Consider the following 21051-nt stretch of genomic DNA (forward strand, 5'->3'; position numbering starts at 1 on the left):
CCGGACAGCTCGCCACGAGAAGCGCCGTCGTCGATCCAGGCAGCGAGGGACCGTCGATCCATCGCTGTGGCGAGGCCGGTGCGGTCAGCCCCGCCTGACTGCCGTGTCGAGTGGCGGGAGAACATTTCTCGATATTCCGGCGATTTTCCGCCCCACAGTTTCCTGCGCGGCGTGCACGGTGCCGATAACGGCGTCCGCGAGCGCACGCGAGTCGGGATCGCGAAGTATTCGCGGATGTAATTCCAGTTCGACGAGTTTCCCGTAGCCGTCGACGGTGGCCCGGATCAGACCGTCTGGCGAGTCGGCGGTGGCGTTCTGCGTCGGTACCGCGTCCCGCAATGTGCGGATTCCCTCGGCGAGTGCGGCGATCCTGGCCGTATTGTCATCCATTCGCTGGCTCCGGATCCACTGCGATCAGATCGAAGTGCTGCGTCGCGTGCAGTTCGCCCAGGTGCTCGGCGGGCAGCGCCAGCCACGGGTGGTTGTCTCCCCAGCCCGCGTTCAACGCTTCCGGGGTGGAGTACACGGTCATCAGCAGTCTGCCGTCCGCGGCTTTCGCCATGACCGGACGTGCGGTCGCGGGATCGGAGACATGTTCCGCGCACGGCACGTAGACCAGTTCGGGAAGGTTCGGAACGCCCATGGTCATCGCCCCTCGCCAAACCGGCTTTCCGGGAGGGGAGCCTGCTTGAGGGCTTCCCATTCGTCCCAGACATTGTCCCAGCCCTTTTCCAGCGCGGTCGCGACGTGCGTCGGACCGTGCTCGTACAGTGATTCCAGGGCTCCGGAGGCGAACGCTCCCGCGACGAAACCCGCGGGCGGACCGAGCACCGGTCCAACGATGGGAATCCTCCCCGCGGCCTCGCCCACGGCCGTGGACGCGACCCACCCGCCGACATTGGAGAGGATGGCCTCGTCCACGGGCTTTCCGCCTTCGTTGACGTCGAGCGCGATCATGGCGGGCAAGGTGAAAATGCCGGGTGCCTTTCCGAGAAGCTTGATCGGGCCCGGGATCTTCTCGCTCAACCCGGTAAGAGTTTCCACTCCTAGCGGGACCAGGCCCGCCCTCGCCTTCAGCCGCCGTACGCGCGCGTCGTTCTCCTGTTTGGCCTTAGTGTTCTTCACGGCGTCCGCCGCCAAATCGATAATGCTCATGCATTCCTGCGATGCCGCGGAGACAACCTGTTCCTGCATATCGCCGCTGGTGACTCCCGATCCGGGATGGCCGCCGGAGGTCGCCGCCTTGGCCAGCTGCGGTTCCCACTTGGCGATGGCCTTGCGGACGTCCTCCTTCGCCTTGCGCACGATGCCGCCATACCACCCGGCCATGATCCCGAGCTTGCCGATCTTCAGCGCGACGTCCCTCGTCTGCTGGGCGAGGACGCCGGACTGGCCCGCGGCGTCCTGGCCGGGACTGTCCTTCCACGCCCCGCCGATGGCCGCGGACGACTGCCTGAGCTGCTCGCCCGCGTTGCCGACGCCGTCGCCGACCCGCGTCCACGCCTCCGCCAACCGGTCGGCGGCGTCTTCGTCGTCCATCGGCCACACCGCCTCGACGCCGCCGGCCCGCTGGACTACCAGCTGCCATAACGTCCCGTTCTCCGGTGGCGGGACAGCCATCTCAGTTCCCCTCGCGAAGGCCCGCGAACGCGGACTTGCCGCCGTCGTCGGAACGCAGGTAGTCCGCGATCGATGCCCGCCCCGCGCCGAACAGCTGGGCCCCCTTACCCGTGACCAGCTGGACCGAGGTGCCCGCGTTCTGGACTTCGGGCTGGTAGACGCTCATGAACGCCTGCCCGATCTTGCCCTTGCCGAGTTGCCCGTTCGCCCCGTCGATCGCCGACGCGCCGCCGGTCCACGCCTGTGCGATCGCCTCGCGGGCGCGCGCCAGTGCGTCGAACGCTTTCTCGGCTCCCGCGGTTTCCATGTGCAGCCCGGAGTTGCCTTCCGGCATTTCACCACCTGCTTTCGTTCGGGCCCTTGCCGATCAGCTTCTCGAGTTCGTGCAGCAAGGGGTCATACGCGAGCGCCGCGGTCGCGGAGTCCGCACCGTCGGGCAGCAGAACGCGGCCCACCGCGAACGCCTTCCGGTCCACCTCCGCACACGCGGCACGCATGGCCTCGGTGATATCGCCGGCCAGCGCCTCGACGTCGCGTTCGCGGTACACCCGCGGGTCGATCGACAGCGACCGGAGTTCATGGCATACCCCGACAACCGCTTCCACCAGCCCGCTCCGCGACTCCGCGTGGCCCTCGAGCGTCCCCAGTTCGCGGTTGATTTCGTCGATGCGTGCGGCGGTCAGATCCATTGGCCCAGCACTCCCCGCAATCGTCAATCACCAAGCAGAAGCATGTCGGCGATGCGCGGCCTCAAAGCCCTGCTGGCCGGTTCCGGCCAGCAGGTGCGCCAACTGCGAAAAGCAGGCCGGTCCGGCGGCAACCCCGGCAACTTGCCCGGTATGGACGAATACCCGCGGCGGGGCACGGTTTCAGTAGCTCGCCTCGGTCAGCAGGGCCTGGGCGGACCGGCGAAACGCGGCCACCAGGTGCGCGCTGTCCCCGGTGCGGGTGGCGAGCACCACCTGACACGGCTCGACCCCGTGCAGCGGGATCGCGGTCAGGTCCGGCCGGGCGCCCTCGGCGTGCAACCCGGCGGGCAGGATGGCGACCACCTGCCCGGACGCGACCAGTTCCACTGCGTCCTCGAGGTGACTGGCCAGCGGCCCGTCGGGCGCCGGCGTGCCATCGGGGCGGGGGTCGACCCGCCAGAACGCGTCCCACTCGGCGGCGGGCAGCCTCGGCACCGGCTCAGTCGCGATGTCGTCGAGGGTGACGGATTCCCGGCCGGCCAGCCGGTGGAACCGGGCGACGAGCAGCACCCGGGGCTCGTCGTGCAGGACGGTGACCCGCAGTCCGTCGGTGTCGAACGGCAGCCGCGTCACGACAGCGTCCACCCGGTGGCTGGACAGGGCCGTCCGCACCTCCGCCAGCTCCAGGTGCAGTGTGCGCACCTCGGCCTCGGTGTGGTGGTGGCGCAGGTGCCGTACCGCCGGAGTGATGATCAGCCCGCGTGTATGGCCGACGGTGAGCCGGCTTGGTGCCTCGGCCGCACGGGCATCCGCCACCGCCATCGCGGCGACCGCCAGCAGTTGCCTGGCGTGCGGCAGGAACGCGGCCCCGGCGGGGGTCAGGCGGGTGCCCTGCCGGTCGCGGTCGAGCAGCCGGGCTCCGACCCGCTGCTCAAGGGTCCGGATCTGGCGGCTCAGAGTCGGCTGGGTGATGTGCAGCAGTGCCGCCGCACGGGCGAAGTGCTGCTGTTCGGCGACCACCGTGAAGTAACGGACCAGTCGGAGGTCGAACTCGGCCGACGGTGTCGCGCTGGCTGTGCCCACAACACCGCAAGATAGCCCACTCGCGGCCCGTGATGCCTGCAACGCATCACGGGATGCGAAACAAGCCTTGGACGCGCCCCCTGAGCAGCGTGGAGGGTGGATACAGGCAAGGCCGAAATGTTCCGGACCGGGCGACGGGGAAACGTTGGTATCCATTGTTGGCCGTTCTTTTCGGGGCGAGCTGATTCCCGCCATGCACGAAAACCGCTTTGCCAGAATTGAAGTGGAGTGAAATCATGATTGAGTACCACGAGACCGTCGTCGTCGGCGGGGGTTTCGGCGGAATCTGCGCCGCGCACGACCTCCTGGAGGAGGGCCGGGACGACTTCCTCATTCTCGAGCGTGCCGGAGAACTGGGCGGGGTGTGGCGGGACAACCGCTACCCCAATGCGGCCTGCGACGTCCCGGCACATTTCTACAGCCTGTCGTTCGCGCTGAACCCGGCGTGGACGCGCAGCTACGCGCCATGGGACGAGATCCTCGCCTATATCAACAAAGTGGCCGACGATCTGGGAGTCCGGGACCGCATCCGGTTCAACACCACTCTGGTGTCGGCGAGGTGGGACGAGGCCGCCGGCGCGTGGAACCTGCGTACCGCCGAGGGAACATCGCTGTCGTGCCGGTTCCTGATCTTGGCAAGCGGTTCGCTCAGCACCCCTCGCATTCCTGATCTTCCGGGGCGCGAAACGTTTCGCGGCAAGGTGATCCACACGGCGGAATGGGACGAACGAGTTTCCATGGAAGGCCGGCGCGTGGTGGTCGTCGGTGCGAGCGCCAGTGCCGCGCAGGTTCTCCCCTATGCCGTCGACGTGGCCGAGAGCGTGCTGGCGGTGATCCGCACCCCGCCCTACGTGATGCCGAACGACGAACAGTTCTACGACGTCGAGGCGCAGGCACGGTTCCGGGACGAACCGGAGCGGATGGAAGCTATCCGCCTCGACGCCGAACACAGCTTCAACGTCGAGGCGGAAACACAGGCAGTCATGGACGAGGCCCAGCTCGCCCGGATCGAAGGACAGTGGCGGGACTATATGGAGTCGGAGATCGCCGATGCCGGCCTGCGCGAACTCCTGACACCGTCGTACCGGTTCGGCTGTCGCCGTCCGGTCCTCTCCAGCACGTTCTACCCCGCCCTCGCCGACCGCAGAACCACCGTCTGGTCGACCGGGATCTCGGCCATGACCGAGACCGGCGTCGTGGCCGGCGACGGACGCGAATGGGACGCCGACGTGGTCGTTCTCGCGACCGGCTTCACCGCGACCGACATGTACGCCGGGATCGAGTTCCACGGTGAATCCGGGCGATCGCTGAAGGCGGATGCGTGGCGCGAAGCGCCACATGCGTACAAGGGCACCGTCGTCGCGGGGTTCCCCAACCTCTTCCTCGTGACCGGTCCGCACACCCAGGCGAGCGGGTCCATCATCGCGGTCATCGAGGCGCAGATGAAGATGATCATGCAGTACATTCAGCTCGTCGACGAGAGCGGCGCCGTCTCCGTGCAGCCGTCGCAACGGGCTCAGCAGAGCTTCAACACCTGGGTCGACAGCGCGATGGCCGACTCCGTCTGGGAGGCCGGTGCGTGCCACAGCTGGTATCGCCTTGGCATGGCGGGCAAGGTCGTGACCAAATGGCCCGGAAACCTCGCGAGCTTCCAGAAAATGACCAGCACGGTCGATCTGGGAGATCTCGTGCTGAAGTAGCGGGACACTCGCCGACCTGCCACGACGTGCCTGAGACACTCCGCTCGGCCCGTCCCCATCACGCATCTGCCGGGACCGAACCGTGGCTATCTCGGTCACCGACGGCGCGGGCGGTCAGCGCTGAGCCGCAACAACATCCGGAGTCTGGCTCGGATATGCCACGGGGGCACCGAGCCAGGTCCGCAGTGCCTCGTCCAGCGAGTCCCGGCCGGGTTCGCCGGCCCAGGCGACGTAACCGTCGGGTCGTATGAACATGGCCGCCGGAGCGTCGTCGGTCAGCGGGGCCGTGGTGATCGTCCGCATGCGGTCGCGGTATGGGGCAACGAGATCGTGCCGCGCACCGGTGGGGTCCAGCAGGAGCGCCCTGCCGTCGTGCATGTGGTCGGCGAGCCGGGATCCGTCAGCCAGCTCGTAGTCGGGCGCGCTGGCGCCGACCAAGGGATTGTCGCCGGAAAGGTCGTATCGCTGACTGATACCCGAGATCTTCTTCGCGAAGTACGTGGCGCCGTCCACGGTTCGCGCGAGGTCGGCCACCACCTCGCGCAGCGCACGGGCATGGGGCTCCGGGCGCATCACCGCGATCTGGGCGCGGGTCCAGTTCAGCACCCAGGCGCCGAGGGGATGCCGCTCGGCGGTGTAGGTGTCCAGCAGCCCGTCCGGTGCCGTCCCCCGCACGGTGGCGGCGAGCTTCCAGCCGAGGTTCATCGCGTCGCCCACGCTCAGGTTGAGCCCCTGCCCCCCGAACGGAGGGTGCACGTGGGCCGCGTCGCCGGCGAGCAGCACTCGCCCCTGCCGGTAGGTCGTGGCCTGACGGGTGTTGTCGGTGAACCGGGTCAGGCTCGTGATCCCGGTGACCGTGGCATCGGCGCCGGTCACGTGGCGGATGGCCGCCTGCAGGTCCTCGGCGGTCGCCGGGGTGTCATGGCCGGCCGGTGCGCCGTCGAACGCGACCGTGGTGATCCGCCCGCGCGGCGGGTCGTTGAGGTAGACGCCGGTGTCGGTCGCGTGCCAGCCGACACCGAGGTCCTGCACGCCGGTGATGTCGGCGACCCCGTGGTAGCCGGTGATTTCCGGGGCGGTGCCGGGAAAGTCGAACCCGGCGAGCTTGCGCACCGTACTGCGGCCGCCGTCGCAGCCGACGAGCCATCCGCACCGGATCGGCCCCTTGCCGGTCGTGACCGTCACCCCTTCGGCGTCCTGCTCGAAACCGGTCACCTCCACCCCGCGGCGAACTTCCGCGCCGAGCCCGGCAGCGCGGTCGGCGAGGATCGCCTCGACCTGTTTCTGGTGGACCAGGTCGACCATGTCCGGGGGATTGAGCCCGGCCAGGTCCGGGTCGGACTCGTCCAGCAACTCCTCGCTGAGCATGATCGCCGCGAAATGCCCGGAGAACCTGGGCAGCGTGCTCGTGCCGTCCGAGCGGCGGCTGGAAATGTAGGAGACGGTCCACTCCGTCTCCTGCTGGGCTTGCCGCAGCACGGGAAGCAGGCCGCGCCGGTAGAACGCCTCGATGTTGGGCCGGTTGAGGGTTCCTGCCTTGAGGAGAGGATTGATCTCGGTCAACCGTTCCAGCACGATGACCGAGGCTCCTCCGGCTCGCAGCTCACCGGCCAGCATCAACCCCGCGGGGCCTGCTCCGGCGACCACCACGTCGCAGTCGACCGGACTCTCGGCCGCACGGGACCGCAAGGAGCCGGCAGTGGATGGCGTGGTCATGGTGTACCTCCCGATGGATCGAGTGGCCAAGTCGTCAGGACCTGGCCGGTTTGTCTGACCGGCGGGCGGTTTCGATCAACCGCTGGATGATCGGCCGGGCCACATTCATCGCCAGCCGCAGCGAGGCGTCGTCCTCGGGGGAAAGCGTCTCCAGCAACTCCGCCAGGCGGCCGCGACGATCGCGGAGACGGGTGGCCACCAGGGTGCGGCCGGCGTCGCTGAGCGCGATGAGCGACGCCCTCCCGTCCTGCGGGTCCTTGACCCGCTCTACCAGCCCCTGCCGCTCCAGGCGCTGCACCAACTGGCTCGTCGAGGGCTGGCTGGAACCCTCCACCGCCGCCAGTTCGGTCAGCCGCGTCGGGCCGTCCCGGTAGAGCCTGCCCAGGCACATGATCGCGGTGAACGTCAGGCTTCCGTGGTCGGCCAGATGCCGGATCATCAGGCGGACAACTTCGTCGAACGCCTCCGTGACGTCGTCCCGCCCCTGGTCGCGCTCCAGCTCATCCATGGCTCATTTATATCACGGGGTTATGTAAAACTCCTCCCGAGTTCGATGACAGCTGTCCGCTTTGTCACCGTATTACCTGTTATAGCTTGATTATTGCCCCGGAAGCGCTCTTCGCGATTTCTCGCACCTCAGGAATCTATATAATCTTATTACTCAACTGTGGTCATCGTTGACCAAGCGGGCTAGCGGCGAGACCGCGGTACCGCTGTTCTCCGGACTGCGGCGGCATCGCCAGGACTGTCCGGTACCGATTCGATCGCGGCACGCCGCGCCACCGACCAACGGCGGTTGTCCCGCCCTGACCAGCGCTATAGGAATAGCCCGTTCACTGGCGAAATACCCAAAAGGGGCAACCATATGAGACGACTCCGCTACGCGGTGGTGATCCCGGCGATCGCCGGCACCTTGCTGGCCGGGTTCACGCCCGCCTTCGCGGGCCAGGAGGCTGCCGCCGGCAAGCAGCCGCCGAACCCGACCGGCATCCCCGCGCAGTACGCGAGCCAAAAGCTGGACTGGCACCCGTGCGCGGTCCCCTCCGAGCTGCCGACTCCCCCGCCCGAGGGTGCGAAGGACATGGAGTGCGCGACCTACCGGACGCCGCGCAACTGGTACCAGCCGAACGCCCAGATCGACCTGACCATCGCGGTCAGCCGGCTGAAGGCGGCCAAGAACGCGACAGCCAGCGTCGTCACCAACCCGGGCGGCCCGGGAGCTCCCGGGCGCAACTTCCCGGCGCGGCTGCGCAACCAGGCCAAGCTGCGAGAGCACCAGGAGATCGTCGGATTCGACCCGCGCGGCACGGGCAAGAGCACCAACATCACCTGCGGCGGCGCCATCGGCACCGGCTCGGACCTCGACCCGCGCGACCGCAGCAAGCAGAACCTGAACCTGATCCTCCAGGCGACGAAATACGCGGCGCTGTCCTGCCAGCAGAAGTCCGGCGAACTGGGCCCGCTGATCAACACCGATCAGACGGTCAAGGACATCGACCTGCTGCGCGTGCTGCTCGGCCGCGACAAGATCAACTGGGTCGGCTATTCGGCGGGCACCTGGATGGGCGCGCACTACGCCCAGGCCTTCCCCGTGCACACCGGCCGGTTCGTCCTCGACTCCGCGACAGAGTTCACCACGACCTGGCAGAAGTCGTTCGACGCGCAGCCGCTCGGCTTCGAGCGCCGCTGGCGGCAGGACTTCCTGCCGTGGATGGCGAGCTACGACAAGCTCTACCACTTCGGTGCCACCGGCGAGGCGGCCCGCCAGACCTACGAGCAGGTCCGGTACGCCCTGACCCAGAACGCGGTCACCCTGCCGGACGGCTCGCACGTGTCGGCCAACGGTCTCGACTCGTTCATCGCGGCGCAGATCTACTCGAAGCGCGCTTTTCCGGGGCTGGCCGACTACCTGGTCAACGTCCGCGCGCTGACCCAAGGCACGACTTCGGCCCAGGCCAAGGCGTCGGCCGCACAGCGGGTCAAGGCCGCCGACAAGAGCACCACGACCTCCGGCCCGCAGCCGCTGATGGTGCCTGCCGACGGCGACTCCTACGACGCGTCGTTCTGGACGATCCCGTGCAACGAAGGCCCTTGGACCGGCTCGCCCCAGAGCGCCGTCAAACAGTCGCAGAAACTGATCGACCGGCAACTGCCGCTGCTCGGCGCCGGCTGGTTCATCCAGCCGTGCCTGTTCTGGAAGAACCCCCCGGCCCCGCTGCCGGTGCTCAACGGCAAGGGCGTTCCGCCGGTGCTGATCGTCGAGTCGGAGCACGACCCGGCGACACCGATCGAGGGCGCGCGCCGCGCACACAAGGCGTTCGACAACTCGCGGATGCTGACGATCACCGGAGAAGGCGACCACGGCGTCTACGCCGGCGGCAACGCGGGCGTGGACAAGGTCGTGGAGGCCTACTTGGTCGACGGCGTCGTGCCGAATGACCAGAACCTCCCCGGCATGCCGCTGCCGGTGCCCCCGGGAGCCTGACGCCGCCAGGGCCTTCGCGGCCTTGAGGAATCGGCATTGTCGGCCGGGCATCGAATTTCGCTGCCCGGCCGACGCGCTGCGGCGGCAATGATCAAGTTCGCCGCGGATGCGGTACCTGATCGTGTTCTCGCTTGACGCGTTGCCAGCGGCCCCATGGGCCGACGCTCCGCCGTGCCGACGAGGAACACGCCACGCGCTAGCGGGTCCGGCAATCGCACGCCCCGCGTCGCCGAGGCAGCCGCGCCCAGGATTCCGTCTTCACCCGGTTCCCGCGCGGATCGGCGGCCAGCCGTTTCGCCTGCTATCCAATTCAACTACCTATAGCAACGCGGCAAAATAGAGTTCCGGCAGCAATTAAACCTTCAGCACTGTGCCGTTTCACCCCGCAGCATGTCGAGCGGGTTCGACCGCGCCAGGTCTACAGCGGGCAACGCGGCGTCGCCCCGAACCGTCACCGGCCCAGCGAACCCTCAGCGGCCCGACCACCAGCCGGTTGGACGACCGTCCCCAAATCGCCCCGGCCCGCAGACAGCAAAAAAGCCCAGGTCCGAAGACCTGGGCTTTGGCTCCCCCGCTTGGACTCGAACCAAGAACCCTCCGGTTAACAGCCGAATGCTCTGCCAGTTGAGCTACAGGGGATCGTGCTCCGCCGGTCCGGATCTCTCCGGGCTGACAGGAAGAACTTTAGCCCATGCCCCTCCGCCCTCGCACAGGGGGGTGGGTCTTCGGCGGCTCCGCGCGGAAGCCGGTTGTGTTGGACAATGGACAGTCGGAAGTCCTGCGGAGAAAGAGGTGTGGCCGTCGATGAAGAAGTTCCTGCTGGGCGTGGGCCTGGGGTACGTGCTGGGCACCAAGGCCGGCCGGGGACGGTACGAGCAGATCGTGCGCACCTACCGCAAGCTGGCCGACCATCCGATGGTCCAGGGGGCCGCCGGGGTGGCCAGGGCGAAGCTCGGCGAGAGGTTCGGGCGCGGGAGCAGCTGACCGGCTCAGGACGGTTTCCGCCAGGTGAGCGAGTACCGCCGCAGCACGTGTCGGCGGTATCGCACTCCTGGCAGCAACCGTCGCGCCGTCGTTCGGACCTCGCGGTAGCTCATGCTCGGCTGCATCGCCGGCATGCCCTCCGGACCGTGTGCGCGGCGCAGCGTCTTCACGATGCGCACAATCGGCGCGGCGGCGATCGTCTTCAGGCGGTCCGGCAGGCTTGCGTCTCGGGCCAGGCCGACCACGACCAGGGCGCCGCCTGGGTGCAGGACGTCCCGCATCCGGCGCAGGGCGGCTTCGAAGTCGAGGTGGTGGATGGTGGCCACGGAGCAGACGAAGTCGTAGGTGCCGAGGTCAGCGGCCAGAAAGTCGCCTTCGATGAAGGTTCCGGGAGCCTGTGAGCGGGCCTGAGCGATCATCTCCGGCGAGCTGTCGACGCCGGTGACCGAAGGCACCACGGCGGCCAGTTTCCGCGCCAGCAGGCCGTCTCCGCAGCCGACGTCCAACGCAGTCGAGCACCCGGCGGGCACGGCGCGGAGGATGCCGGGATGACGGGCGACATTCGTGTTCCAGTACGTCATCAGCCCGGGATCGTAGCGACGAAGAAGATCCGCCGGAATTCGAACCACGTCGTGCCGTCCGGGCGGGGCGGGTAGGCCTCGTCCAGCAGCGGAGCCAGGTCGTCTTGGAACTCGGCCCAGTCCGCGTCGCCCAGGGCCGCGCGGATGGGGCGCAGCGCGGTTCCGGTGATCCACTCCAGCACTGCTCGCGGGCCGGAAAGACGTTGCACGTACGTGGTTTCCCACGCGTCGACCAGGCAGCCGGCGTCGGCGAGGAGGTTCGCGTAGTCGCGGGGTTCGCCGACGGCGTCTTCGGCCCGCAGAGTGACCGAGGAGAGACGCGAGGCCCAGGCGGGCGAGGCCGCCAGCTGACGGCTGATGGCGTGCGAGGGGGCGGAGAAGTTGCCGGGGACCTGCACCGCCAGCACCGCTCCAGCGGGGAGTTCCCTGGCCCAGCGGCGCAGCAGGTCCTCGTGGCCGGGCACCCATTGCAGGACCGCGTTCGATACGACGACGTCTGTATCCGGCTTCGGCGTCCACGACCGGACGTCGCCGACCTCGGCGGCCACTCCGCGTTCGCGGGCCGCGGCGACCATTTCCGGCGAGCTGTCCATCGCCTCCAGTACCGCGTCCGGCCAGCGCATCGCCAGGTCGAGGGTCAGGGTGCCGGGGCCGCAGCCGAGGTCGGTCACCCGGCGGGGCGAAGCGGACGAGATTCGCCCGATCAGGTCGTAGAACGGCCGGCCGCGCAGGTCGGAGTAGTCGAGGTACTTCGCCGGATCCCACATGAGCAGCCTCCCGCCAGTAAACAGTACGTCTGTACTGAGTACGAGCGTACTGCTACTCCGCGCGGTTGGCCAGCTTCTCCCCGACCTCCGCCGCGACCGCCTCCACCAGCTCCGGGTCGGTGCCGGGATCGGGGCGCACCTGCAGTTCCACGCCGTCGCGGCCAGGGACCTTGCGCTGGACGAACCACGCGCCGCCCTCGGGGAACTCGTGCCGGTGCCGTCCGCGCACCGAGCCGTCGACCCGCAGCCGCACCTGCTGCGGCACCTTGCCCGGCTGCGGCAGCCGGAACCGCACCGGCTCGCGGTCGGCCAGCACCGCGACCGCGCCGGTCCGCCCGGTCTCCTCCGATTCGGTCAGCGTGAACACGCCGTCGCCCCAGGTCGCCTTGCCCACCAGATGCCAGCCGACCCGCCGCGCGCCGTCGCCGGACGGGATCCACAGGCCCAGCGACGTCACGACGAGGTGCCCGCCCGATTCGACGGCGGCCGCGGCGACCGGGTCCTCGCCCGGAGACAGTTCGCCCGGGAAGCCCTTGGGCAGCCCGCCGCCGAAGAACCGGTTCAGCAGTCCCACGTCACTCCCACCCGCTCGCCGCCTGCTCGCGCAGCGACTTCCGGTACTGCTCCAGCGCGACCAGGTCGCCGAACAGCGCGCGGTAGTCGTCCGGGGCCTCGACCGGCGACAGCCGCTGCAGCTTCGACTTGATCTCGCCGATCTGCCTGCCGACCAGGTTCTCCTGCACGCCCGCGAGCACGCCCGAGATGTAGCGCGAGTCCACTTCCCCCAAGGCGCGCAACGGTTCCACCGCCAGCTCGCTGAGCACCCGGCGGACCGTCCCCTCCGGACAGTGCGCCGACGCCGCGTCCAGCAGCGCTGGCCCGGTAAGCCCGGACGCCGCCCCGCCCGCCTTCAGCACGGCCAGGTGCACCGCGATGTACACCGGATGCGTGAACGCCTCTTCCGGCAGCGAGTCGTACTCCGGACCGGCGATCGCGGGCTGCTGCAGCGCGGCCTTGAGCGCTTCCCGCTGCCCGACGAACCGCGGATCGTTCGGCGCGGGACGCGGCAGGTCCTGCTTCTCCGGTTCGGGCGCGGGGGTTTCCTGCCGCGACGCGCCGCGCCGCAGCTGCGGTTCGGCCGGGCCGCGCCGGGCCGCCGCTCCGGCTGCGCCGCGCACCCGGTTGACCACCTGCGCGACGTCCTGCCAGCCGACCCACCAGGCCAGCTTCGACGCGTACCCGTCCCGGCTGGCCCGGTCCTTGATCGCGGCGACCATCGGCACCGTCTTCTGCAGCGCGGAAACCTGGCCGTCGACCGAATCCAGGTCGAACTGCTTCAGCATGCTCTTGATCACGAACTCGAACAGCGGCGTGCGCCGGGCCACCAGGTCGCGCACCGCGGTGTCGCCCTTCGCGATGCGCAGCTCGCACGGGTCCATCCCGTCCGGCGCGACCGCGATGTAGGTCTGCCCGGCGAACGTCTGGTCGCCCTCGAACGCCTTGAGCGCCGCCTTCTGCCCCGCCTCGTCGCCGTCGAAGGTGAAGATCACCTCGCCGCGGAACGCGTCGTCGTCCATCATCAGCCTGCGCAGGACCTTCATGTGGTCCTCGCCGAACGCGGTGCCGGACGACGCGACCGCCGTCGGCACACCCGCCGCGTGCATCGCCATCACGTCGGTGTAGCCCTCGACCACCACGACCTGGTGCCGTTTCGCGATCTCCCGCTTCGCCTGGTCGAGGCCGAACATGACCTGCGACTTCTTGTAGATCTGCGTTTCGGAGGTGTTGAGGTACTTCGCCGAGATCCGGTCGTCGTCGAAGAGGCGCCGCGCGCCGAAGCCCACCACGTCGTTGCCGACGTCGCGGATCGGCCACACCAGCCGCCGGTGGAACCGGTCCATCGGGCCGCGCTGGCCCTCCTTCGACAGGCCGGACGCGAGCAGCTCCTTCACCTCGAACCCGCGGTTGAGCAGGTGCTTGGTCAGCTTGTCCCAGCCGCCGGGCGCGAAGCCGCAGCCGAACTGCTTGGCCGCCGCCGCGTCGAACCCGCGCTCGGACAGGAAGTCCCGCGCCGCCCGCGCCTCGTCGGTGACCAGCTGCTCGATGTAGAACTCCGACGCCGCGCGGTGAGCCTCGATCAGCCGCGACCGGGTGCCCCGGTCGCGCTGCACGGACGCGCCGCCGCCCTCGTAGGTCAGCCGGATGCCGACCCGGTCGGCGAGCCGCTCGACCGCCTCCACGAACGACACGAGGTCGATCTTCTGAATGAACTTGATGACGTCGCCGCCCTCGCCACAGCCGAAGCAGTGGAAGGTCCCGTGAGTGGGGCGCACGTTGAACGACGGGGTCTTCTCGTTGTGGAACGGGCACAGGCCCTTCAGGCTGCCCCCGCCAGCACGGCGCAGCGCGACGTACTCCCCCACGACCTCGTCGATCCGGTTGCGCTCACGCACCTCCGCGATATCGCTCTCCCGAATCCGTCCTGCCACGCCAACCACAATAGTTCTCCCTCCCGGCCGGCCGTGCGGCACACTCGGGACATGAGCACCACGACCGCGCTGGACGACTACGCCGCCGAGTTCGCCGTCCACCGGCCGCACCTGATCCGGGCCGCCTACCGGCTCACCGGCACCCGCGCCGACGCCGAGGACGCGACGCAGGAGGCCTGGCTGCGGCTGTCCGGGCTCGACGACGCGGGCCGAGCCGCGATCCGCGACCTGCGCGGCTGGCTGACCGCGGTAGTCGGCCGGATCTGCCTCGACCGGCTGCGGTCGGCGGCCGTGCAGCGCGAGAAGTACGTGGGCGAATGGCTGCCCGAGCCGATCGTCACGCCGGTCGGCGCGCCGGCGAGCGAGGACCCGCTCGAAGCCGCGGTGCGCGACGACGGCCTGCGCATGGCCGCGATGGTGGTGCTCGACCGGCTCACGCCCGAGCAGCGCGTGGCGTTCGTGCTGCACGACGCGTTCGCGGTGCCCTTCGCCGAGATCGCGGACGCGCTCGGCTGCAGCCCGGCGGCGGCGCGCCAGCACGCGTCGCGGGGCAGGCGCGCGGTCGAGGACTCCGACCCGCCCGCCCGGCTCGACCTGGCGCAGCAGCAGCCGGTGCTGGAGAAGTTCGTGGTCGCGCTGCTCGCGGGCGACATCCGCGCGGTCACCGAACTGCTGCACCCGGACGTGGTCATGATCGGCGATTCCAACGGCCGCACGCGCACCAGCCGCCGGATGATCACCGGACCGGACAAGGTCGCCCGCTTCGTGCTCGGGGTGCTGGCGAAGTACGCGCCGGGCACGATGGAACTCGGGCGGCCGGTGCTGGTCAACGGCGATCTCGGCCTGTGGCTGCCGCAGCTGCCCGCGGCCGGCGGCTACCTCGCCCTCGACGAGCGCGTGCAGACGTTCAGTGTCCGCGACGGCCGCATCGTCGGCGTCTACGACCAGGTCAACCCGGAGAAGCTCACCCGGATCACCCGGCCGGAGCAGTGACGCCCCGGCCGGGCCGGGCGGTCACGGGATCGGGACGCGGCAGGCGTCGCCCGAGGTGAAGCCCTGGTCGACGATGCCGAGCGCGCTGTTCATCCGCGCCCGCGAGTTCTCCAGGCCGATCTGATAGGTCAGCTCGACCACGCCCTTCTCGCCGAATTCGGCCACCAGCTCGGCGATCTGCTCGTCGGTGACCGTGACGACCGGGCCGGACATCGCGTCCGCGAGCGCCAGCGCCAGCCGCTCCTGCCGGGTGAACAACGGCGACGTCGCGTACTCGTCGATGTGCTTGAGCCGGTCGATGTCGAGGCCGTCGTGCCGCTGCAGCATCGTGCCGAAGTCGACGCACCACGAGCAGCCGATCTGCGTGGCGACGCGGTACACCGCGAGTTCGCGGATGTTCGCGGGCAGGTGCTTCGACGCCTTCTCCGCCATCAGCTCGTGGACGACGCTGGTCCGCAGCAGACCGCGGTGGTGCGCCACGACGGCCATCGGCTCCGGCACCGCGCCGTACCGCTTGCCGGCGATCCGGTAGAAGAGCTTCAGCACCGGGCCGCCGTCGGTGGCTCGTTTGACCGGGATACGAGGCATGTCGGGTCCTCCTTCTGAGTGGTTCGCAGGAGGAACGGGACAGCCGCGCGAGATGTGACAGCGTCAGCGGCGGCCCGTGATCGGGCGCACATCCCAGATCCACACGCCGTCCACGAACTGCGCGGGTTTGCGCAGCAAGAGGTCCACCGTGGCGCGATAGGCGTCGCTGTGCTCGCGCGGGATCAGCACGAGCACGCTGGCGTTCCAGTAGCGCAGGTCCTGGATGGCCTGGTCGCGGTCGGCGTCGGTGATCTCCTGCGCTCGCTTGGTGTCGCGGACCCGGTCGAACAGCGTCGAGGTCGGCCGCTGGTAGGAGCCGTAGCGGCCGCGTTTGTCGTCCGGGCCCTGCGGTCCGACGAAGTAGCCCTCCGGCATCGCGTACCGCAGCCCGGCGTCCATCTGCCAGTGCAGCGGCTCCGACTCCCCCGAACTCGGCAGCGGCACCGGCACGACGGTGCCGCCGGGCGCGACGTAGGTCTGCCAGGTGCCGTCGGCGAAGAACGCGGGCGTCGGCGGGCGTTTCTGCACCAGCAATTGCGTCGGCGCGATCGGCAGCAGCACGGCCGCGACCGCGCCGAGCCAGATCAGCCGCACCGGCAGCTTCAGCTCGCCGCTCTCCGCAGCACGGAACACGCGGTCGGTCGCGATCGCCAGCAGCGCGCCGATCGCGGGCACGCACGCCATCGCCAGCCGCGATTCCAGCAGCGATTCGAACAACGGCAGGTCCGCGAGCAGCTTCCACGGGCCGGGCACGCCGGTGTTCTCGTGCAGCACGGTGATTTCGGAGCCGAGCGAAAGCCAGGCCATCAGGAACATCGAGATCGCCAGCGAACGGGCCACGGCCTCGCGCCACAGCCACGCCGTGACCACGACCATCAGCACGATCAGCGGCCAGCCGAAGAACGCGTTCTCCTCGGTGCGGTTCAGCGACACCGCGGCCGCCGCCTCCGGCTGCCCGGACACCGACTGCGTCGCGAACCGGGTCATCGCGGCGGTGTCGTTGCCGACCTGGCCGTGCTCCAGCCCGGTGTAGCTGTCCGGGCCGAAGAACTGCCACCACAACGGGAACGCGACGACCACCAGCGTCAGCGCCACCGCGATGCCGCCGCCGAGCAGCACCGGCCGCACCATCGCCTTGACCTCGCGCGGCCGCGAAGCGCAGTAGACGACCGCGAAAATCAGGAAGCCCAGCGCGAAGATCAGCAGCGGTTCTTCGCCGAGGAAAATCTGGTACGCGGTGAGCACGCCGAGCCAGATCCCGTTGCGCACCGGGCGATTGCCCTTCGCCAGCTGGATCACCTTGAGCGCGATGAACGGCAGGACGAACCACGCGACGAAGTTCGGATGCGCGTTGGCGTGCGAGATCATCGGCGGCGCGAACCCGGCGAACGCGCCGCCGACCGCCGCGGACACCCGGTTGCGCACCAGATGCCGCGAGAACACCCAGTACCAGGCCGCCGCGCTGCCGGCGAGGCTGCCGGTGAGCGCGATCGCCCAGGTGACCGTCGGGCCGAAGGCGAGCGTGATCGGGGTGAGCGGGACGCCGACGCCCAGCATGGCCGTGTTGGCCATCATGTTCACGCCGAGCGGGTAGTTCTGCAGGCCGCTGGTGAGCGGGTTTTCCAGGTGCTGCACCGATTTCGCGGTGACCGCGAAGAACCATTCCCACAGGTTCTGGTCCGACGCGCTGTTCCACAGGTAGCCCTGGCCGAGATCGGCCCACAGCCCGCCGAACAGGATCACCGAGAACGCCAGGTACGCGCCGATGATCCCGGCGTCGGCCCAGGACCGGCGCATCCGCGGTTCGGCTTCGGCGAGCGCGGCCGGATCGGGTTCTCGGGGCGGTGCTTCGGTTTTCGCTTCGGGGCGGAACACGCTCACGCGGGGCGCACCACCCGGGCGAAGAAGTACACCGCGCCGGTCTCGGCGTGCCGGACCAGCAGCAGGAACGGCCGGTCGACCCGGACTTCCAGCGGCTCGCCGGAGATGAGCGACATCGTGCGCATCTGGATCGCGGTGGCCGCGGCGCCTTCGAGACCTTGTTCGTCCAGCCGCAGCACGGCCTGGTGCAGGATGCTGTCCACCCACAGCGGCCGGTACTCGGTGAGACCGGTGAGGTCCGCCTCCCGGGTGAACAGCTCGCGCACGCCGAGGGCCTGCAACGCCCGGTCCAGATCCGCCCGCACGTCGAGGGAGATTTTGGGCAGCGAGAGCTGGACCTTGCGCTGCTTCGGGCTTTCCAGCAGCCCGCGCAGCGCAGGCCCGTCGAGCGCGGCTTCCGCGGGATCGAGGTCGCCGTCCGGCAGCAGGATGACCGTCTCGACGCCGCCCTCGGCCGTCAGCCGGACGACCTGCCAGCCGTTTTCGTGCGCGTAGCCGACGGATTCGTCGAGGTGCATCGTCGGCACCTGGCGCACGCCGTCGGGGGTGTGGAAGTCCGCGTCCGCCGTGGCCTGCTCGGGGAACGGGTGCCGCCAAGCGGTTTTCAGGTAGAGCGCGTTGACCAGGCTGGCGCGTGTGTCCGCGTGGATCGCGCCGTCCGGCAGCAGTTCCGGGATCAGGCCGTGCGTGGTCTGGTCCACGTCGGCGTTGATCCGCTCGCGCGTGCCCTCGGGGTCGGTCTTGAACGGCGCGGTCTCGACCTTGCCGCCGGGCCAGCGCACCAGCTCGGACTGGAAGCCGTCCTCGACGGTGACCAGGTCCGAGGCCCAGAGCGTGTTCGCGACGGCCAGCTGGACGTCTTCGCCCAGCTCAGCGGCGGCGCGCAGCAGCTCGCCCTGATCGTCGCCGAGTACCGCGCCGAGTTCGTCCGCGGTCCGTCCTCGCGCGGCCAGGTGGGCGAGAACGAGCGCGCTCGCCGCCGAGTACGGCGAGAGACACGCGTCAGCGCCCGGGAGCGCGGTCGCACCGTGCAACGCCAGGGTGAAAGTGAGGTGGCTGTCCAGGGCCATGCGGCGACCGTACCGGAACGGGTGGTTCCGCGGCTCACGGTTCGGCAGGCGGCGCCGTTCCGTGCCGTCCGGTGTGCCATCGATGCCACTCGTACGCCTGCGCGTCGGTGAGCGACGCCACCTGGTCCACCACCACGCGCAGCCGCTCGGCGTCGCCGGACGCCGCGTGCCACGCCGGGACCAGCAGCGGATCCAGCGCCTCGGGAGCGCGCCGGCACAAAGCCGCCACCAGCTCGGTAATCACCTCCCGCTGCCCGTCCTGCATCGCCAGCCTGCGGCGATCGCTCATCACGTAGCGCAGCGCCAGCGCCTTGAGCAGCGCCACCTCCGCGCCGACCTGGTCGGGCACCGCCAGCCGCGCGCCGTACCGGGTGAGCGGGCCCTCGCCGTAGCCCGCGCGGGTGCCGGTGACCGCGGCCGAGGCGAACCGGCCGACCAGCTCGCTGGTGAGCCGTTTCAGCGCGACCTGCGCGCGCAGCGAACCGTCCGGCTCCGCGCGCACCAGCTCGGCGACCACCGGCAGGTCGAGCAGCTCCTTCGCCGCACCCTCCAAAGTGGACACCGAGAGCGTGGAGAAATGCCGCGCCGCGGCCTCGGCGACCGCCACGCGTTCCTCCGGATCGGCCAGCAGCCGCAACCGGATCCGGCCCGCCAGCACGCCGTCCTCGACGTCGTGCACCGAGTACGCCACGTCGTCGGCCCAGTCCATGATCTGCGCTTCCAGGCACCGGCGCAGGCCCGGCGCGCCCTCGCGGATCCAGCCGAACACCACCGTGTCGTCCGGGTACACGCCGTACTTCGGCTCGCCGGACCGGCGCGGCCACGGGTACTTCGTGGTGGCGTCGAGACACGCCCGGGTGAGGTTGAGCCCCGCCGTCGCGCCGTCGGCCGCGACCGCCTTGGGCTCCAGCCGGGTCAGGATGCGCAACGTCTGCGCGTTCCCCTCGAAGCCGCCGCACGGCTGGGCCACCTGGTCGAGCGCGCGCTCGCCGTTGTGCCCGAACGGCGGGTGGCCGATGTCGTGCGCGAGCCCGGCGGTGTCGACCAGGTCCGGGTCCGCGCCCAGCTCCTCGGCGATGCCGCGGCCGATCTGCGCGACCTCCAGCGAATGCGTGAGCCGGGTCCGCGGCGCACCGCTGACCTCCGCGCCCTCGCCCGGCCCGACCACCTGCGTCTTGCCCGCCAGCCGGCGCAGCGCGGCGGAATGCAGCACCCGCGCGCGGTCGCGGGCGAACGCGCTGCGCCCGTCCGGCCGCGCGCCGGCCAGCGCCGCGCCCTTCGGTTCCTCGGCCAGCACGCGGGCGCGGTCGTGCTCGCGGTAGCCGTCATTCACCACCCCGCCAGCTTAAGCGGGACCACCGACAATTCAGCCCATCGTCGTGCCGAACAGATCGTCCGCGGGCGACTTGGTGAGTTCGTAGAACAGCAGCGCGCCGGTCTCGCGGAAGATGTAGCGCACCTGCGTCGACCGCTCCTGCACGATCGGCCCGCTGTGCGTCGGCGCGGTCCACGCCTCCAGCCCGAGGTCCTCGGTCATCGTCCGCGACCGGTAGGAATGCCACGGATCGCTGACCAGCACCACCGAACGCCAGCCGCGCGCCTTCACCTGATCGGCGACCGCGCGGAGGCTGCGCAGGGTGTCATTGCCCTCGCCGACCGGCATCGTCGCGGCCTGCGGAACCCCGTGCTTGGTCAGCCACCGGGCCCCGGCCGTCGCCTCGGTGTAGTTGTCGCGGCTCTTTTTGCCGCCCGCCGTGATGACAGTCTTGGCGACGCCCTCGGTGTAGAGCTGCCGCGCCTTCTCCAGCCGCGCTGTGAAGATCTCCGACGGCTTGCCGTTGTACTGCGCGGCACCCAGCACGACGATCGCGTCGGCCGGAGTGCGGTCGTTCTCCCGCGCGACGTCCCACACCCGGAACGCGGTGCCCCCGATGACCGCGACCAGGGCCAGCACCGCACCGAAAACGACGCGGCGCACCCAGTTTCCCGCAGTGGGACCTGTCCACGCATCCATGGCGGCCATCCTCGCAGAGCCGCCTTCCGGCGCCGGGAAGGCGCCCCGGGGGGTTCTCAGCAGCACGGTGCGGCGGCGGGTCAGCCGTGGCGAGACCCGGCAGGGTGATACGGAAACCAGCCGGACCAAGACCCGCCCCGCGCCCTCGCCGCGGAGAGAACCCCAAGGTGGCATTGGGCGCACTGCTCAGGCACCGCCGCGCAGCATCTGTGTCGGGGCAGCGGCGAGGGCGCGACCGCCACGTCGAGGTTTCTCAGTGGCGGCTGCGGTGTCACCCGGCGCAGGTTCCCCCTTGACCCGCGCGCCCGGCGCGGAAGGCCGCGCGGCATGCCGACCGTCCACAAAGGACGTCAACCTCGGTGAAATGACCAATTTATACCCATACGATCGT

21 protein-coding genes and 1 tRNA gene are annotated in these 21051 nt (G+C 69.8%); 4 read left to right on the top strand and 18 right to left on the bottom strand.

The window, feature by feature from the left end:
• Positions 1–84: 84 nt before the first annotated feature.
• The 6 genes from ACFSVL_RS40100 to ACFSVL_RS40125 form a co-directional block, all read right to left on the bottom strand.
• A complete protein-coding gene (locus ACFSVL_RS40100) occupies positions 85–390 on the bottom strand; it encodes a YbaB/EbfC family nucleoid-associated protein (RefSeq protein WP_378312315.1) in 306 nt (101 codons plus the stop codon).
• Positions 383–643, bottom strand: coding sequence for an SAV_915 family protein (locus ACFSVL_RS40105; protein ID WP_378312317.1), 261 nt, complete (start codon positions 641–643; stop codon positions 383–385). The genes ACFSVL_RS40100 and ACFSVL_RS40105 overlap by 8 nt, the downstream gene beginning before the upstream one ends.
• Positions 644–645: 2 nt before the next feature.
• Positions 646–1620: a WXG100-like domain-containing protein gene (locus tag ACFSVL_RS40110; protein WP_378312319.1), complete on the bottom strand. Its 975-nt coding sequence runs from the start codon at positions 1618–1620 to the stop codon at positions 646–648.
• Position 1621: 1 nt separating this feature from the next.
• Complete coding sequence (locus ACFSVL_RS40115) at positions 1622–1954, bottom strand: hypothetical protein (protein ID WP_378312321.1); 333 nt, start codon at positions 1952–1954, stop codon at positions 1622–1624.
• Position 1955: 1 nt separating this feature from the next.
• Positions 1956–2309 (bottom strand): YbaB/EbfC family nucleoid-associated protein, encoded by a 354-nt coding sequence (locus tag ACFSVL_RS40120; RefSeq protein ID WP_378312323.1) that lies wholly within the window; start codon positions 2307–2309, stop codon positions 1956–1958.
• A 180-nt stretch (positions 2310–2489) separates the two neighbouring features.
• Positions 2490–3392: a LysR family transcriptional regulator gene (locus tag ACFSVL_RS40125; RefSeq protein WP_378312325.1), complete on the bottom strand. Its 903-nt coding sequence runs from the start codon at positions 3390–3392 to the stop codon at positions 2490–2492.
• A gap of 236 nt (positions 3393–3628) precedes the next feature.
• Between ACFSVL_RS40125 and ACFSVL_RS40130 the strand changes: the two genes are divergently transcribed.
• Complete coding sequence (locus tag ACFSVL_RS40130; RefSeq protein ID WP_378312327.1) at positions 3629–5092, top strand: flavin-containing monooxygenase; 1464 nt, start codon at positions 3629–3631, stop codon at positions 5090–5092.
• A gap of 114 nt (positions 5093–5206) precedes the next feature.
• Here ACFSVL_RS40130 and ACFSVL_RS40135 read toward each other — a convergent pair whose 3' ends face one another.
• Complete coding sequence (locus ACFSVL_RS40135; protein ID WP_378312329.1) at positions 5207–6808, bottom strand: FAD-dependent oxidoreductase; 1602 nt, start codon at positions 6806–6808, stop codon at positions 5207–5209.
• 34 nt (positions 6809–6842) lie between these two features.
• Positions 6843–7316 carry a MarR family winged helix-turn-helix transcriptional regulator gene (locus ACFSVL_RS40140; RefSeq protein WP_378312330.1) on the bottom strand — a complete coding sequence of 158 codons (474 nt, stop codon included), beginning with the start codon at positions 7314–7316 and terminating at the stop codon, positions 6843–6845.
• A gap of 357 nt (positions 7317–7673) precedes the next feature.
• Between ACFSVL_RS40140 and ACFSVL_RS40145 the strand changes: the two genes are divergently transcribed.
• Positions 7674–9293, top strand: coding sequence for an alpha/beta hydrolase (locus tag ACFSVL_RS40145; protein ID WP_378312332.1), 1620 nt, complete (start codon positions 7674–7676; stop codon positions 9291–9293).
• A 563-nt stretch (positions 9294–9856) separates the two neighbouring features.
• Here ACFSVL_RS40145 and ACFSVL_RS40150 read toward each other — a convergent pair.
• Positions 9857–9932 (bottom strand) — tRNA-Asn (locus ACFSVL_RS40150).
• 165 nt (positions 9933–10097) lie between these two features.
• Between ACFSVL_RS40150 and ACFSVL_RS40155 the strand changes: the two genes are divergently transcribed.
• Entirely contained in the window at positions 10098–10277 is a 180-nt protein-coding gene (locus ACFSVL_RS40155) for a hypothetical protein (protein WP_378312334.1), read from the top strand.
• A 5-nt stretch (positions 10278–10282) separates the two neighbouring features.
• On the opposite strand, the gene ACFSVL_RS40160 is transcribed toward ACFSVL_RS40155, so the two are convergent.
• Genes ACFSVL_RS40160 through dnaG form a run of 4 tightly spaced genes read right to left on the bottom strand, consistent with a single transcriptional unit; the run spans position 10283 to position 14114 of the window.
• On the bottom strand, positions 10283–10858 hold the full coding sequence (locus ACFSVL_RS40160) for a class I SAM-dependent methyltransferase (RefSeq protein ID WP_378312336.1): 576 nt from the start codon (positions 10856–10858) through the stop codon (positions 10283–10285).
• Entirely contained in the window at positions 10858–11625 is a 768-nt protein-coding gene (locus ACFSVL_RS40165) for a trans-aconitate 2-methyltransferase (RefSeq protein ID WP_378312338.1), read from the bottom strand. Before ACFSVL_RS40165 ends, ACFSVL_RS40160 begins: the two co-directional genes overlap by 1 nt.
• A 52-nt stretch (positions 11626–11677) precedes the next feature.
• Positions 11678–12199, bottom strand: a complete 522-nt coding sequence (locus ACFSVL_RS40170; RefSeq protein ID WP_378312340.1) for a hypothetical protein — start codon at positions 12197–12199, stop codon at positions 11678–11680.
• A 1-nt stretch (position 12200) separates the two neighbouring features.
• A complete protein-coding gene (gene dnaG, locus ACFSVL_RS40175; RefSeq protein ID WP_378312341.1) occupies positions 12201–14114 on the bottom strand; it encodes a DNA primase in 1914 nt (637 codons plus the stop codon).
• Between the two features lie 51 nt (positions 14115–14165).
• On the opposite strand from dnaG, the gene ACFSVL_RS40180 reads away from it, so the two are divergent.
• A complete protein-coding gene (locus ACFSVL_RS40180; protein ID WP_378312343.1) occupies positions 14166–15107 on the top strand; it encodes a sigma-70 family RNA polymerase sigma factor in 942 nt (313 codons plus the stop codon).
• A 21-nt stretch (positions 15108–15128) separates the two neighbouring features.
• Here the strand turns inward: ACFSVL_RS40180 and ACFSVL_RS40185 are convergent, their stop codons facing one another.
• From ACFSVL_RS40185 to ACFSVL_RS40205, 5 genes are all read right to left on the bottom strand, one after another.
• Entirely contained in the window at positions 15129–15695 is a 567-nt protein-coding gene (locus ACFSVL_RS40185) for a carboxymuconolactone decarboxylase family protein (RefSeq protein ID WP_378312345.1), read from the bottom strand.
• A gap of 63 nt (positions 15696–15758) precedes the next feature.
• Positions 15759–17492, bottom strand: a complete 1734-nt coding sequence (locus ACFSVL_RS40190; RefSeq protein ID WP_378312449.1) for a glycosyl transferase — start codon at positions 17490–17492, stop codon at positions 15759–15761.
• An 80-nt stretch (positions 17493–17572) separates the two neighbouring features.
• Positions 17573–18646, bottom strand: a complete 1074-nt coding sequence (locus tag ACFSVL_RS40195; protein WP_378312347.1) for a serpin family protein — start codon at positions 18644–18646, stop codon at positions 17573–17575.
• Between the two features lie 34 nt (positions 18647–18680).
• Positions 18681–19979: a deoxyguanosinetriphosphate triphosphohydrolase gene (locus tag ACFSVL_RS40200; RefSeq protein ID WP_378312451.1), complete on the bottom strand. Its 1299-nt coding sequence runs from the start codon at positions 19977–19979 to the stop codon at positions 18681–18683.
• A 33-nt stretch (positions 19980–20012) separates the two neighbouring features.
• Positions 20013–20660 carry a YdcF family protein gene (locus ACFSVL_RS40205; RefSeq protein WP_378312349.1) on the bottom strand — a complete coding sequence of 216 codons (648 nt, stop codon included), beginning with the start codon at positions 20658–20660 and terminating at the stop codon, positions 20013–20015.
• Positions 20661–21051: the final 391 nt, after the last annotated feature.

Source organism: Amycolatopsis silviterrae, from assembly GCF_042684085.1.
GTDB classification, from domain to species: Bacteria; Actinomycetota; Actinomycetes; order Mycobacteriales; family Pseudonocardiaceae; genus Amycolatopsis; species Amycolatopsis silviterrae.

What these genes read in the sequence shown, in the direction of transcription:
- ACFSVL_RS40100 (WP_378312315.1), bottom strand. Translation starts at nt 390, where the DNA reads ATGGATGACAATACGGCCAGGATCGCCGCACTCGCCGAGGGAATCCGC.
- ACFSVL_RS40105 (WP_378312317.1), bottom strand. Translation starts at nt 643, where the DNA reads ATGGGCGTTCCGAACCTTCCCGAACTGGTCTACGTGCCGTGCGCGGAA.
- ACFSVL_RS40110 (WP_378312319.1), bottom strand. Translation starts at nt 1,620, where the DNA reads ATGGCTGTCCCGCCACCGGAGAACGGGACGTTATGGCAGCTGGTAGTC.
- ACFSVL_RS40115 (WP_378312321.1), bottom strand. Translation starts at nt 1,954, where the DNA reads ATGCCGGAAGGCAACTCCGGGCTGCACATGGAAACCGCGGGAGCCGAG.
- ACFSVL_RS40120 (WP_378312323.1), bottom strand. Translation starts at nt 2,309, where the DNA reads ATGGATCTGACCGCCGCACGCATCGACGAAATCAACCGCGAACTGGGG.
- ACFSVL_RS40130 (WP_378312327.1), top strand. Translation starts at nt 3,629, where the DNA reads ATGATTGAGTACCACGAGACCGTCGTCGTCGGCGGGGGTTTCGGCGGA.
- ACFSVL_RS40135 (WP_378312329.1), bottom strand. Translation starts at nt 6,808, where the DNA reads ATGACCACGCCATCCACTGCCGGCTCCTTGCGGTCCCGTGCGGCCGAG.
- ACFSVL_RS40140 (WP_378312330.1), bottom strand. Translation starts at nt 7,316, where the DNA reads ATGGATGAGCTGGAGCGCGACCAGGGGCGGGACGACGTCACGGAGGCG.
- ACFSVL_RS40145 (WP_378312332.1), top strand. Translation starts at nt 7,674, where the DNA reads ATGAGACGACTCCGCTACGCGGTGGTGATCCCGGCGATCGCCGGCACC.
- ACFSVL_RS40155 (WP_378312334.1), top strand. Translation starts at nt 10,098, where the DNA reads ATGAAGAAGTTCCTGCTGGGCGTGGGCCTGGGGTACGTGCTGGGCACC.
- ACFSVL_RS40160 (WP_378312336.1), bottom strand. Translation starts at nt 10,858, where the DNA reads ATGACGTACTGGAACACGAATGTCGCCCGTCATCCCGGCATCCTCCGC.
- ACFSVL_RS40165 (WP_378312338.1), bottom strand. Translation starts at nt 11,625, where the DNA reads ATGTGGGATCCGGCGAAGTACCTCGACTACTCCGACCTGCGCGGCCGG.
- ACFSVL_RS40180 (WP_378312343.1), top strand. Translation starts at nt 14,166, where the DNA reads ATGAGCACCACGACCGCGCTGGACGACTACGCCGCCGAGTTCGCCGTC.
- ACFSVL_RS40185 (WP_378312345.1), bottom strand. Translation starts at nt 15,695, where the DNA reads ATGCCTCGTATCCCGGTCAAACGAGCCACCGACGGCGGCCCGGTGCTG.
- ACFSVL_RS40190 (WP_378312449.1), bottom strand. Translation starts at nt 17,492, where the DNA reads ATGCGCCGGTCCTGGGCCGACGCCGGGATCATCGGCGCGTACCTGGCG.
- ACFSVL_RS40195 (WP_378312347.1), bottom strand. Translation starts at nt 18,646, where the DNA reads ATGGCCCTGGACAGCCACCTCACTTTCACCCTGGCGTTGCACGGTGCG.
- ACFSVL_RS40205 (WP_378312349.1), bottom strand. Translation starts at nt 20,660, where the DNA reads ATGGATGCGTGGACAGGTCCCACTGCGGGAAACTGGGTGCGCCGCGTC.